Origin of the sequence: Actinomadura sp. K4S16 (assembly GCF_008327685.1) — a bacterium.
Classification (GTDB): domain Bacteria; phylum Actinomycetota; class Actinomycetes; order Streptosporangiales; family Streptosporangiaceae; genus Spirillospora.
The window spans coordinates 508835-521286 of record NZ_BDDE01000012.1; the positions used below are offsets into that span (position 1 = coordinate 508835).

Genomic DNA, 12452 nt, shown 5'->3' on the forward strand with positions numbered 1-12452 from the left:
CGTGGATCGAGATCCGGGATCGGAACGGCCGGCCAGGGTAACCACGGGAAACCAGGGCCTCCCCGTGTGATGGCGGTACCGAAGTGGTAAAGACCGCTCATGGGCCTTTTCCCCGATTCGAATCCGTCGAACGAAGATCAGTCGGACGGTGCCGGCGAGTCGCGCGGTCAAGGGCCGCGGCGCGGGCTCAGCGAGGCCATGCTCATAGCGATCATGTCCGCCGTGGTTTCGATCGGGTCTCTCGCCGTCACCACCTACGTCACGCTCACGCAGAACGACCGGCAGAATCGCAGTCAGCTCTCCAGCGAGGAGAGAAAGCGGATCGACGAGACGTCTCGGGAGTTCTCAGGTGCGGCCATCAAATACCATGCCAAGGTCGTGGGCCTGATCAAGAAGAAAAGCATGAAGACCGTCATCTCTCACGGGGGCGACTACGGTGATCCGCGCGGGACGCATGGCCTTTCGGATGAAATGACAAGGAAGTACGAAGACCTCCTGAGACTCCTCGAAGAAACGTCCCGTCGGCAGGCTGGCAGGTCAGCGCTCGTTTATGGAGATCTTCCAGAGTACGCCGCGTTCTACGCCGCGGCGGCGAAGGTCAGGACGCTCAACGACGCCCCCCTGCAGATAGCGGCGAACGAGGTGGTCAATTCCGTGGAGCCGCTGGAGGTGTGGACGCCCACCAAAGTGCGCCGTAAGGACGCCCAGTGGGACTATGCCACTCTTGCCTTCGCTCCGGACGACCAGAGCATGCGGGAGTTCGAAGTCGCGATGAACGCCTTCTCCATCGCGACCCGCAACGCGACGTCCGTGAAGTAGACGCGGCGGGCCGAGCGCTGGACCGGGGTGGGCGGTCACGTTCCGGTGGGGCGGGGGTTCGGTGCCGCCCGGGGCCTCGGGTGCGGTGGGAGACCGTCGTGGACGGGTCCGGGCCGTCCGGCTCGGACCCGTCCGGTGAGGGCGTTCGGTCAGCATTCTCCGTCGGCGAGGACCCAGTAGTCGGGACCGGTCTCGCGAAGCGAGTGGTAGGTGAGGACGTTCCAGAGGCCCATGGCCTGGCCCGATCCCCGGGCGTAGGTCAGTCCGACCTGGACGTAGGCGCGGCCGGCGACGGTGTGCGCGTAGTTGCTCGCCCGCACGCACTGGCCGGACGAGCCTCCGGTCGTGGTCGCGGAGACGGTGGCCGACCGTCCGCCCTCGGCGCCGCCGGAGTCCACGGCGGCCACCGCGTACGAGTAGCCCGTCCCTGCGGTCAGGCCGGTGTCGGTGTGGGTCGTTCCGGTCACCGGCGACGCGGTCACCTTGGTGCCGTCACGGTAGACGTTGTATCCAGACGCGCCGCTGACGGCGTTCCACGAGAGGGAGACGGTCGTGTCGGTGGTGCCGCTCACGGTGAGCCCGGTCGGTGCGGGCAGGCCGGTGGGAGGTTCCTGGCCGCCGTCCAGGCCCCAGGTCTCGGCGATGCGGTAGGTGGAGCAGATCGTGTCCAGGTAGTACTGCCCGGTCGTGCCGCACTGGTCGGCCCCCGAGCCCGGGTCCACGGGCAGGCCGTGCGCCATCCCGCTGATCGTGTACAGCCGGACGGCCGGCTTGCCGGTGGAGTCGTCGTACTCCTTCAGGGTGGTGCCGCCCGGCAGGCTCGACGTCCGGCTCGCGGTCTGGGAGACGCCCCACACGTTGGTCCACTGGTCGCGGAGCTGGTCCGCGTTGAAGGGGTACACGGTCGTGTCGCCCGTGCCCTGCCAGATCGACACGCGGGGGTAGGGGCCGGAGTAGCCGGGGTAGGCGGCGCGGACCTTGTCCCCCCACTGCTGCGGGCTGTAGCCCTTCTGGGAGGTGAGGCACAGGGTGCCGCTCGTCAGGTCGGTGCCGCAGCCGTAGGCGATCCCGCTCATCACCGCGCCCCCGGCGAAGGTGTCCGGGTAGGCGGCGAGCATGACGGCGGTCATCGCGCCCCCGGCGGACAGGCCGGTCACGTAGACCCGGCTCGGGGCGCTGCCGTACTGGGCGACGGCGTAGTCGACCATCTGCTTGATCGACAGCGCTTCGCCCTGCCCCCGCGCGGTGTCACCGGTCTGGAACCAGTTGAAACAGGAGTTGTAGTTGTTGGCGCTCTTCTGCTCGGGCAGCACGAGTGCGAATTTCCACAGGTCGGCGTACTTGGACCAGCCGGAATGGTCGAAGTAGTCGCGGGCATTCTGGGTGCAGCCGTGCATCGCCACCACGAGCGGCGCCCCGGACGGCAGGCCGTCCGGACGGTAGGCGTACATGGACAGGTTGCCGGGGTTGGAGCCGAATCCGGTGACCTGCGTGAGACTTGCGGCGCGAGCGGGGCTCGGGAACGCCACCACCAGAGCGCTGAGCAGGGCGAGCAGGGTGATGGCCGACCAGGGGAGCAGGGGTCTTCTCATGGGCGCGACCTCCAGGGGGTGGGAGTGACGCCGGTCACATGCCGACGTTCCGGAACATAAACGCGGCACCGATGACGGGAAATGGAAGTCCTCCACACAACCCGGCCCCCACCGAGTGTGTGCACCTCCCGTACCGGCCCTGCCGACCCCGACCGAAGTCCAGGTTCTCGGCCGGCTCCAGGGCAGGACTGGGGAAGTCCCCAGTGACCGCCGGCCCGTCGGGTCAGGTTCCCCTCGATCGTGGAGCCGCGCGAAACATGACGTGGGCTGTCAGGATTTCGGGGAAGCATGGGGGCACCGGTCGGCGCGGGAGGACGTGGGCCGGGCCTATCGACAAGGACCTGCCATGCGTGAAACCCAAGAAGAACTCACAGAGCTCCAGGCCCTTCTGGACGACTCCCTCTCCCGCTCCACCTCGCATCTGCGGTCGATCATCAATGAGGAGAGGTCGCTGACCGCGGAGCAGCTCTGCCAGGTCCTCACCGGCATGTGCACCCTCGCGCTGTCCACGGTGACCGCCAAGGGAGAGCCGCGGATCAGTGGCGTGGACGGGCACTTCCTGCACGGGAAGTGGCACTTCGGCACGGCGCGCGACGCGGCCAAGGCCCGCCATATGGCCGCCCGCCCTGCCGTCAGCGCGGCGCACATGCGCGGGGAGGACCTGGGCGTGTTCACCCACGGAACGGTGGAGATCCTCAACCCTCCCGGCGGCGAGCCCGCCGCGGACTGGCCGGACCTGCTCGCCTACTTCAAGGGCTTCTACGGTGAGGACGCCTTCGACTGGGACAACGACATCGTCTACTACCGGCTGCGTCCGCACTGGATGGCCGTCTACGCGCCCGACTTCGCCAAGCTCACGAAGACGTCGTGATCGGTGTGGCGGGAGTGACCTCCTGGCGGTGGACGATCACGTCGAACCACTGCCGCAGCGTGCCGCCGTCCATGTAGGACCCGGGGCCGGTGTGGGGCAGGCCCCGGGTCTGGACGGGGGCGTCCAGCCATCTGCGCACCGGCGGGGGAGCCGGTGTGCGCAGGTCGATGGTGAACTGCGCGGTGCGGACGCCTCCGAAGGGGCGCTCGAACCAGTTCGGGGCGGGGCGCGGCATGGGCGCGGTCCGACCGCCGCCGAGGCTCACCGTCCCGTGGTCGAAGGTGAAGCCGATCGACCGGTAGCGCGGGCCGTACCAGCGGCGCAGGTACGAACCTGCGGCGGCGAAGCGCATGTCCGGTTCGGGCGGCCCGACGATGCGCATCCGGGGCGCGTCGGCGGTGTGCGGGGAGGCCGCCCAGTACGCGATCTTGTCGCCGCTGAACCCGCGCCACCATTTCAGGTTCCGCGCCGCGTGGGCGTCCCTGTAGGCGTGCTGGTCGGGCTCCGGCAGGCTGTAGTGCTCGTAGAACGAGAGGATCTGCCGGGCGTTGTGCACGGCCAGGGCGTGCGCTCGGTCTCCCGGCCGATGCGGCAGCCCTTCGACCAGGTCGTACATCGCGCGGGCGTGGCGGACGTACGGCCGCTTGTCCTCCACCTCTCTGTACTTCATGACGTACTCCCACACGTCCGAAGTCCTGGGCCGGAGGAAGCGCAGGTGCCGCCGAAGTTCGGGGAGGCGGTCCGGCGCGGTCGCGGTGACATGGGCCCGGACGGCGTCGTAGGCCGGCAGGCCGGTGAGGAAGTACTCCACACCGACGAAACGCACCTTGTCGGCTCGGCCCGCGTTGAAGTCGCGGAGCCAGCGCAGCACATCGGCGACCTCGCGGGTCTGGTACTGGGGGAGCATCCGCTGCATCAGCGCGTCCAGGTCCCCTTCGCCCGTCCGGATGTACCGGTCGATCTGGACGCCCGTCGTCCAGTCCTCCTCCCACGCCACGGACCGGAAGCCGAGCCGCTCGACCAGGAGGCGGAGCGTGCGGTGCTTGAGCCGCGTCTCCTCGCGGGTGCCGTGCACCGACTCGCCGAGGCCGACGACGGTCGCGCCGCCGATCGAGCGCAGCAGCGGCGCCTGGTCGTCCAGGGGCGCCGCGGGGTCGAGGGTGCGCAGGGCCGCGGCGTTGTGGCCGGCCCACGCGGTCACCGGCTCCGTGCGGGGCTCGGCGCTCGCGGCGGGGGCGCCCGCGAACACGGTCCCGATGCCGGTGGCGGCCGCCAGAAGCAATGCCGCCTGTACGTTCCGTCCAAGGTGGTTCATCGTTTCTCCTTTCGGCCGTCATCGTGGCTCGCCGGTTCTGCGGAGCACGTCCCACGAGGGGCGGCATGCCGAGTACGCCCGGCGGCGTAGTTCGGCCTTCGTCCAGGCTGCGACGCGGCTAGGAGAATTCGCGATGGTCAGGCGGAGAGGCGGCCTCGGAGGAGAGCCGTCAGGGTCGCCTGGACGTCGGTCAGGGGGCGGCCGGGCTGGAGGGCGCGCCAGTCCAGGGCGACGGTCAGGACCATGCCGAAGACGGCGGAGGCGGCCGTGCCGGTGTCCAGGTCGGGGCGCAGGTCACCGGCGGCGACCGCGTCGCGCAGGACGTCGGCCACGACGCCGATGGCGCGTTCGCGGATGAGGCGGGCGGCGTGCTGCCAGTCGCCGCCGGCCCGCCACGTCTCGGCGATCAGGAGCCGGGCGAACGACTCGTGCTCGCCGATGTAGGCCAGCTCGGCGGCGACGACGGCCTCCAGCGCCTCCAGCGGGGGGCGGCCGGACGCCGCGTCGCGCAGCGCGGTGGCGAGCCGGTCGACGCCGTACTCCAGCAGCGCCGAGAACAGGGCGGCCTTGCTGCCGAAGTTGTAGTAGACGGTGCCCTTGGCCACGCCGGCGCGCTCGGCGATCTGGTCGACGGTCGTCGCGGCGAGCCCGCTCTCGGCGATGAGTTCGATCGCCGCGGTGAACAGCTTCTCCCGGGTCGCGATGCGGGCCACGTCCCCTGCCTCCGATCAGAGTTTCAGCGCCGGGTGCAGGCGCTTCATCGTCCAGACCCGGTTGTGCCGGACGGCCAGGGCGGTGAGCGCGAGCCCGCCGGCCAGGAAGGCGACCAGCACCGCACAACCCTGCCACACCGACGTCAGGTCGCCGCCGCTGATCAGGTGCCGGACGGCGTCCACGACCCACGGCATCGGCAGGTACGGGCGGACGGCCTGGAAGAACTCCGGGCTCGTCTCGATCGGGTACGTGCCGGCCGCCGAGGTGAGCTGGAGCATCAGCAGCGCCAGGGCGATGATCCGGCCGACGGGGCCGAAGCGGGCGTTCACCCACTGGATCACCGCGAGGAACGCGGCCGAGGCGAGCGCCAGGAACGCGACGAGGCCCGGCCAGTGCTCGGCGCGCAGGCCGAGCGCGAAGCGCAGGACAGCGAGGACGACGCAGGCCTGCGCCGCGCCGAGCGCCGCGGCGGGCAGCCAGCCCGCGACGGCGACCCGCCGTCCGGGCGCGGTGCCCGCGAGGGCCCGGGGGTTCAGCGGGCGCAGCAGCATGTAGATGATCATGCCGCCGACCCACAGGGAGAGGGGGACGAAGAAGGGGGCGAACCCGGTCCCGTAGTTCGGCACCTCGTTCTCGGTGGCGCTGGCGAGCCGCACCGGGTTGCTCATCATGTCGTCGCGGGCGGCGCGCTCCTTGGCGTCGTAGTCGGGGATCTGGGAGACGCCCTCGTTCAGGCCGTTCGCCAGTTGCTCGTTGCCGTTGGAGATCTGCGCGAGCGCCGTCTCCAGCGTCACCGCGCCGCCGGACAGCTGCCCAAGGCCGCCTTGGAGCTGGCCCGCCCCGCCCGACAGGACGCCTAGGCCGCTGGTGAGCCGGGACGAGCCGGAGAGCAACTGGCCCGCGCCCGCGTTGACCTGCTGGGTTCCGGCGTTGAGGCGGTCCACGTCGCGGCGGGCCTGCTCGACCCTGGCGGCGAGGGTGGGCGCGTCCTTGGCGATCTTGCGGGCGGCGCGCTCGACCGTCCGGGCGTCGGCGGCGACCTTGCGCAGGTCGCCGGTGTGGTCGCTGATGTAGCCGTCCACCTGCTTCGCGACGGTGACGACCTGCGCGGCGGCCCGGGTGAGGTCCCGCCTGACGTCCGGGGGGACCTCCGGGTGCGCGGCCAGGTAGGTGTTCAGCTCGGCCTGGGCCTTCTCCGCGCGCTGGACGGCGGCGGCCGTCTGGGCGGGCAGCCGTCCGGCGCCGTCGGCGAGGGCGTCCGCTCCCCGCGCGACGGCGAGCGCGGCCTGGCGGATCTCGGGGGCGTTGTCCCTGAGCAGCGGGACGAGGGTGTCGCTCGCGCGGTCGACGGTCGTGGTGAGCTGCTGCATCCCGGCGGCGACCTGGCCCGTCCCGGTGCGGAGCTCCTCCAGTCCGGAGGTCAGCTTGCCGCTGCCGGAGCGGGCCTCGTCGATGCCGCCCTTCAGCCTGCCCGCGCCCGCCTCGGCCTTGCCCGCGCCTTCGGCGAGCTTGCCCGCGCCGTCGTGCGCCTGGCCGGAGCCCTCCGCCAGCTTGTCCGCGCCCTGGGCCGCCTTGCCGAGTTCGCCGTGCAGCTTTCCGAACGACAGGAAGATCTGGTCGAAGTAGCCGTGCACGGCCTCGCTGCCGGCCGCGGCGCTGATCTCCTTGAACGCGGCCTGGGCGAGCGTCCCGACCACGTAGTTGTTCGCGTCGTTCATCTGGAGCCGCAGCCCCGCCGGGGTGGGCGTCCCGTCCCCGGACGGCGACGCGATCCGGGCGCTGAAGTCGGCGGGGATCGTCAACGACATGTAGTACTTCCCCGACCGGACGCCCTTCTCGGCGTCCGCCGCCGAGACGGTGCGCCAGTCGAAGACCTTGCGCTTCTTCAGTTCGTCCGCCAGGTCGGCACCCGCGTGGACGGTCTTCCCGTCCGCCTTGGCGGGCTTGTCCTGGACGACCAGCGCGACCGGGACGTGCTGGAGCCGCGCGTACGGGTCCCAGAACGACCAGAGGTAGAGCCCGGCGTACAGCAGCGGCAGCAGCACGAGCCCGGCCATCGCGACGCGGGTCAGCCGGTTGCGCTGGAACCGGCGCAGCTCGAGGCCGCCCGGGGTCAACGCGGGAAGTCTCATCGGGGGGTTTCTCCTCGGCTAGAGCGGGAGGGTGTGCGTGGCGAGGCCCTCGGCGGGCGCGGCGTCGTGGCAGGACGCGATCACGGTGACGCCGCCGGCGGCGATCGCGGCGAGGCGCTGCCACAGGTCGCGCTGCCGGTCGGCGGGCAGGCCCTCGTCCACGTCGTCCATCAGGAGCAGCCCGGGGTCTCCGGCGAGCGCCAGGGCGGCGCCCAGGAGCTGGGCCTCCTCGGGGGCGAGTTCCTCCGCGAGCGTCCCGGGGTCGACGTCCAGGCCGACGCGTTCGAGGGTGCGCCGCCTGCGGGCCTCACGGCCGCGGAACCGGCCGAAGACGCCTTCGCGCAGCGCCAGCGCCTCGTTGACGTGCTCGCGGACGGTCAGCGTCGGATCGAGTTCGGTCACCCCCGGCACGATCCCTAGGGCCGCGACCCGCTGGATCTGCCGGAGCCCGGTGAGCCCGCCCACCGCGACGGCGCCCTCGGCCGGCCGCATGCGCCCGGCGCAGGTGAGCAGCAGCGCGGTGCGGCCGGTGCCGGCGATGCCGCTGACGGCGACGAGCGCGCCGGCCGGGACGTCCAGCTCCACGTCGCGGAAGACCCAGCCCCGCGCGCCCCTGACGCCGAGGCCCCGCGCCCGCACGGATGATCCGCGTGCGGGCGCGGGACCGGCTCCGGGGCGGCCCCCGCCAGCCCCTGAGCCGATCGGGCGGGGTCCAGAGACGGCCGCCGCGGTCCCCCCGGCCGCAGCGGCCGCCCCTGGAGTCTCGTGCTCGGACGTCATCGCGACCCTCCGCGGAGGTTGAATTTGCACTGACCGGTCAGTACAAATTTAGCTCCACTTGAACGTCGCGAATCCATCCGAAGCGGTGACATCAGACACGTGCCCTCACGTCCGGCGTCACACGGAACAGGGGACGTGATTTGAGTCACAAGAACCGCATCTGACCAGGGAGTCTGCGAGGTCACTATTGGACGGGATGTCTGATCTGAGAGACTGCGGGAATGACCGACTCGTCACGTGCGCACCGCCGGCTGGCCACGCTCATGGCCGGGATGGGCACCCTGCACATGGTCGCTCCGAGGCCGTTCGACGCGCTCGTCCCCGTGCGGCTCCCCGGCGGCGCGCGGACCTGGACCTACCTCAGCGGCGCCGCCGAGCTGGCCTGCGCCGCGGCCGTCGCCCACCCGCGCACCCGCAAGGCGGGCGCGGTCGCGACGGCGGGCCTGATGGCGGCGGTCTTCCCGGCGAACGTGAAGATGGCCCGCGACTGGCGCCGCCGCCCGCTGCCCTTCCGCGCCGCCGCCTACGGCCGCCTCCCGCTCCAGGCCCCCCTCATAGCCTGGGCCCTCCACGTGGCCCGCACCGCCGACTGAGATCCCGCCCCCGCGGCGCGACCGGTGCCTTAAGATCAACCACCGCAGTGACCCCGCAACGGCGTCATGCCTGCGATCGCGTCCGAAGGCAGGTTCGAGCGAAGCGAGAACCTGATCGCGCAGCGAGCCGCCAAGGCGAGACGGAGCGATGCCAGCGATCGCCGCGTTTCTCGACGATGGAGGGCCGCCAGGCCCGAAGGAGGAGGAAACGCAGTTGAGCGCAGAAGCACTCCGTCCGGAGGATCCTGCTGAGGTCGGCGGGTATCCGCTGCTGGGCCGGCTGGGCGCCGGCGGCATGGGGCAGGTCTACCTGGGGCTGACCGGCAGCGGCCGGCACATCGCGCTCAAAGTGATCCGGGAGGACTTCGAGGGCCCGACGGCGCTCGCCCGCTTCCGCCGCGAGGTCGCGACCGTCGAGCGGGTGCGCGGCCGGTTCGCCGCGGCGATGGTCGGCGCCGGGCTGGACGCGCCGCCGTACTGGCTGGCCACCGAGTACGTGCCCGGGCCGACGCTCCGGCAGGCCGTCGCCGAGCACGGCCCGCTGCCGCCCGACACCTGCCTGCGGCTGCTCGCCGAACTGGCGCAGGGGCTGCTGGAGATCCACCGGTACGGCGTCCAGCACCGCGACCTCAAGCCGGGCAACGTGATCCTCGCCCCGGACGGGCCGCGGCTCATCGACTTCGGCATCGCGCGCGGCGAGGACCAGACGCAGATCACCCAGACCGGCGCGTGGAACGGAACCCCCGGCTACGTCGCGCCCGAGGTCGTCCGCGAGCAGCAGCCCCTGCCCGCGTCCGACGTGTTCTCGCTCGCCGGCACGATCGCCTACGCCGCCACGGGACGCCCGCCGTTCGGGGGCGGGCGCATCGAGGCGATCATCCACCGCACGCTCAGCGGCGACATCGACCTGGAGGGGGCCGACCCGCGCGTCGCCGACCTCGTCCGGCAGTGCGCCGAGAAGGAGCCCGAGGCCCGGATCACGCTGGAGCGGCTGCTGCGGACCGCCGCCCTCGCCGGGCCTGCCGCCGGACCCCTGGCCGCCGACCCCGCCTACCGGGCCATCGTGGGCGCCCCTCAGCCGATGCCCGCCAGCGTGCCCGACGCCGTCGCGTCGGGTCTCGTCCCGGCGGACCGCACGAGGACCGTCCCGGGCATCGCGCGCGGACGGTCGCGGGCGGCCGTCATCGCGGCGGGCGCCGGGGTGGCCGCCGTCGTCCTGACGGGCGCCCTCCTCGCGCGGTTCGCCCTCAACGGCGACGAGTCGGGCGGCAAGGGCGGGGGCGACGCGCAAGGCGGCCAGGGTACGGGCGGGAACTCACCCGCGGCTCAGGGCGGGTCGCAGGCCGGGCGGACCCCCGGCCCGGGCGGCCGCCCGCCGGACGTGATCCTCGTGAAGCAGCCCACCAGCGACTTCCGGAGCGTCGCGTACTCGGTGAAGGAGGGCACCTGCCTGCCCGCCGTCCGCACCGAGGACGAGGCCCTCTCCGGTCAGCTGCAGGTCTCGGCGCCGCGCCAGCCGTACTCGGGCAAGACCGTCAAGGTCGGCATGCGGTTCAAGTGGGATTCGCCGTCCGGGTACTACCTGGCGGCCCAGCTCCGCCCGCCGGGCCCGTACGGAAGCGCGGGGCCCGGATGGATGCAGAGCAAACCGCACCTGTACCCGTCCGGCTCCAGCGGGCTGGACCTCACCTTCCCCGCCGACTTCGCATGGGACGGCTCGGGCGCGGGGACGGTCCCGGAGCTGCGGTCCGGTGTCTGGACGGTCGTGTGGATGCACGTCCATCCGAACGGCGACGCCTACTACATGGGCTGCGACGGCTTCACCGTGAAATAGGCGTCAGCGGACGGCGATGACGGCGGAGCCGTGGCCGAAGAGGCCCTGGTTCACGGCGATGCCGGCCCGCGCGTCCTCGACCTGGCGGCCCTCGGCCTGGCCGCGCAGCTGCCAGGTCAGCTCGCAGACCTGCGCGATCGCCTGGGCCGGGATCGCCTCGCCGAAGGACGCGAGCCCGCCGCTCGGGTTGACCGGGATGCGGCCGCCGAGCGCCGTGGCGCCCGACCGGAGCAGCTTCTCGGCGCCGCCCTTCTCGCACAGGCCGATGTCCTCGTACCAGTCGAGCTCCAGGGCGGTGGACAGGTCGTAGACCTCGGCGAGCGACAGGTCCTCGGGGCCGAGGCCGGCCTCCTCGTAGGCGGCGTGCGCGACGGCGGACCGGAACGGGCGCTCGGGCTCCGGGACGGTCATCGCCGAGTCCGTCGCGAAGTCGGGCAGGTCAAGGACGGTCTTCGGGAACGTCGGCGTCACCGTCGACAGCGCCGGGATGCGCACCGGGTCGGCGATCCCGTGCTTCCTCGCGAAGTCCATGGACGTCAGGACGAGCGCCGCGCCGCCGTCGCTGGTGGCGCAGATGTCCAGGAGCCGCAGCGGGTCGGCGACCACGGCGGACTCGCGCACGTCCTCCACGGTCACTTCCTTGCGGTACCGGGCGTTCGGGTTCGCGAGCCCGTGGCGGGCGTTCTTCACCTTGACGGCGGCGAAGTCGTCCAGCGTCGCGCCGTACATGGCCATCCGCCGGCGCGCGTACAGGGCGAAGTAGATGGGGTTGGTCGCGCCCAGGAGGCGGAAGCGGAGCCAGTCGGGGTCGTCGGGGCGGTCGCCGCCGACGGGCTTGAAGAAGCCCTTCGGCGCGGCGTCGGCGCCCACGACCAGCGCGACGTCGCACAGGCCCGCGAGGATCTGCGCGCGCGCCGTGTTGATGGCCTGCGCCCCGGACGCGCATGCGGCGTAGCAGCTGGAGACCCGCGCGCCCGACCAGCCGAGCGCCTGCGCGAACGTCGCACCCGCGATGAACCCCGGGTACCCGTTGCGGATGGTGTCCGCGCCCGCCACGTACTGGACGTCCGTCCACGCGAGCCCGGCATCCGCGAGCGCGGCCCGCGCCGCCGCCAGCCCGTACTCGACGAAGTTGCGGCCCCACTTGCCCCACGGATGCATGCCCGCACCCAGCACGGCGATGTCGCGCGTCACTTGACCGGCCTCCACATCCAGACGGTGTACTCGGCATCGTCGTCCTCGTAGAGGACGCCCTCGGTGAGTTCGACCTCCATGCCGACCTCGAGGTCGTCGACGGTGTGGCCGGGGGCGACCTGGCCGAGGACGACCATGCGCTCGGCTTCCAGTTCGACGGCCGCCACCGCGTACGGGACGAACGGGTCGGGGGAGACGTACGGGGGCGGCGGTTTGTACTGGGAGTCCGCGTACGACCAGATGCGCCCGCGCGCCGACAGCGCGTACGGCTCCAGCTCGGAGCCGTCCTTCGGGCCGGTGCAGCCCGGGTTGCGGCACGCCAGCTCGTTGCGCGGGAAGTACGGCGTTCCGCAGGCGCCGCAGCGGGTACCCAGCAGGCGGACGTCGCCGTCCCCCGTGGTGAACCAGCCCTCGATCGCCGGACGGCGTTCCTTGGTCGTGGTCACGCGGTCCTCCTCGTCTCCGACGGGGCGCAGCGTAACAACCGGGCAGGCGCCCGAACCGCGGCATGTCCGGTGAGCGGGACGGACCGGGCGCCCCGATCCGCCGCCCACCCACCTAACTGACTCGTCAGTCACTTCGCTACAGTGAACCGAGTCGGATTCTGC

The 12452-nt window shown here is 72.1% G+C and carries 11 protein-coding genes; 4 read left to right on the forward strand and 7 right to left on the reverse strand.

Annotated features, from left to right (window positions below):
• Nucleotides 1-99: 99 nt before the first annotated feature.
• Entirely contained in the window at nt 100-819 is a 720-nt protein-coding gene (locus K4S16_RS13625) for a hypothetical protein (RefSeq protein WP_149259261.1), read from the forward strand.
• Between the two features lie 149 nt (nt 820-968).
• Here the strand turns inward: K4S16_RS13625 and K4S16_RS13630 are convergent, their stop codons facing one another.
• On the reverse strand, nt 969-2411 hold the full coding sequence (locus K4S16_RS13630) for a PHB depolymerase family esterase (protein ID WP_149259262.1): 1443 nt from the start codon (nt 2409-2411) through the stop codon (nt 969-971).
• Nucleotides 2412-2757: 346 nt separating this feature from the next.
• On the opposite strand from K4S16_RS13630, the gene K4S16_RS13635 reads away from it, so the two are divergent.
• Entirely contained in the window at nt 2758-3282 is a 525-nt protein-coding gene (locus K4S16_RS13635) for a pyridoxamine 5'-phosphate oxidase family protein (RefSeq protein ID WP_149259263.1), read from the forward strand.
• Here K4S16_RS13635 and K4S16_RS13640 read toward each other — a convergent pair.
• The 4 genes from K4S16_RS13640 to K4S16_RS13655 all read right to left on the reverse strand — a co-directional run bounded on the left by K4S16_RS13640 (nt 3266) and on the right by K4S16_RS13655 (nt 8082).
• Entirely contained in the window at nt 3266-4597 is a 1332-nt protein-coding gene (locus K4S16_RS13640; RefSeq protein ID WP_149259264.1) for an erythromycin esterase family protein, read from the reverse strand. The two genes, K4S16_RS13635 and K4S16_RS13640, sit on opposite strands and share 17 nt — an antisense overlap.
• Nucleotides 4598-4734: 137 nt before the next feature.
• Entirely contained in the window at nt 4735-5310 is a 576-nt protein-coding gene (locus K4S16_RS13645) for a TetR/AcrR family transcriptional regulator (protein WP_149259265.1), read from the reverse strand.
• A gap of 15 nt (nt 5311-5325) precedes the next feature.
• A complete protein-coding gene (locus tag K4S16_RS13650) occupies nt 5326-7443 on the reverse strand; it encodes a YhgE/Pip family protein (protein ID WP_149259266.1) in 2118 nt (705 codons plus the stop codon).
• Between the two features lie 18 nt (nt 7444-7461).
• Entirely contained in the window at nt 7462-8082 is a 621-nt protein-coding gene (locus K4S16_RS13655) for an ATP-binding cassette domain-containing protein (protein ID WP_235036775.1), read from the reverse strand.
• A 362-nt stretch (nt 8083-8444) separates the two neighbouring features.
• Here K4S16_RS13655 and K4S16_RS13660 point away from each other — a divergent pair, with 362 nt between their 5' ends.
• Together K4S16_RS13660 and K4S16_RS13665 are read left to right on the forward strand one after the other, a co-directional pair.
• Entirely contained in the window at nt 8445-8816 is a 372-nt protein-coding gene (locus K4S16_RS13660; protein ID WP_149259267.1) for a hypothetical protein, read from the forward strand.
• Nucleotides 8817-9030: 214 nt separating this feature from the next.
• Nucleotides 9031-10650 (forward strand): serine/threonine-protein kinase, encoded by a 1620-nt coding sequence (locus K4S16_RS13665; RefSeq protein ID WP_160160904.1) that lies wholly within the window; start codon nt 9031-9033, stop codon nt 10648-10650.
• Between the two features lie 3 nt (nt 10651-10653).
• Here the strand turns inward: K4S16_RS13665 and K4S16_RS13670 are convergent, their stop codons facing one another.
• The gene (locus tag K4S16_RS13670) at nt 10654-11811 is read right to left on the reverse strand and encodes a lipid-transfer protein (protein ID WP_149259574.1); all 1158 of its coding nucleotides are present in this window, start codon (nt 11809-11811) and stop codon (nt 10654-10656) included.
• Nucleotides 11812-11840: 29 nt separating this feature from the next.
• Entirely contained in the window at nt 11841-12290 is a 450-nt protein-coding gene (locus tag K4S16_RS13675) for a Zn-ribbon domain-containing OB-fold protein (protein ID WP_200841848.1), read from the reverse strand.
• Nucleotides 12291-12452: the final 162 nt, after the last annotated feature.

Bases quoted from the DNA above. Each gene is read 5' to 3' on its own strand.
- K4S16_RS13625 (WP_149259261.1), top strand. From the start codon at position 100: ATGGGCCTTTTCCCCGATTCGAATCCGTCGAACGAAGATCAGTCGGAC.
- K4S16_RS13630 (WP_149259262.1), bottom strand. From the start codon at position 2,411: ATGAGAAGACCCCTGCTCCCCTGGTCGGCCATCACCCTGCTCGCCCTG.
- K4S16_RS13635 (WP_149259263.1), top strand. From the start codon at position 2,758: ATGCGTGAAACCCAAGAAGAACTCACAGAGCTCCAGGCCCTTCTGGAC.
- K4S16_RS13640 (WP_149259264.1), bottom strand. From the start codon at position 4,597: ATGAACCACCTTGGACGGAACGTACAGGCGGCATTGCTTCTGGCGGCC.
- K4S16_RS13650 (WP_149259266.1), bottom strand. From the start codon at position 7,443: ATGAGACTTCCCGCGTTGACCCCGGGCGGCCTCGAGCTGCGCCGGTTC.
- K4S16_RS13660 (WP_149259267.1), top strand. From the start codon at position 8,445: ATGACCGACTCGTCACGTGCGCACCGCCGGCTGGCCACGCTCATGGCC.
- K4S16_RS13670 (WP_149259574.1), bottom strand. From the start codon at position 11,811: ATGCATCCGTGGGGCAAGTGGGGCCGCAACTTCGTCGAGTACGGGCTG.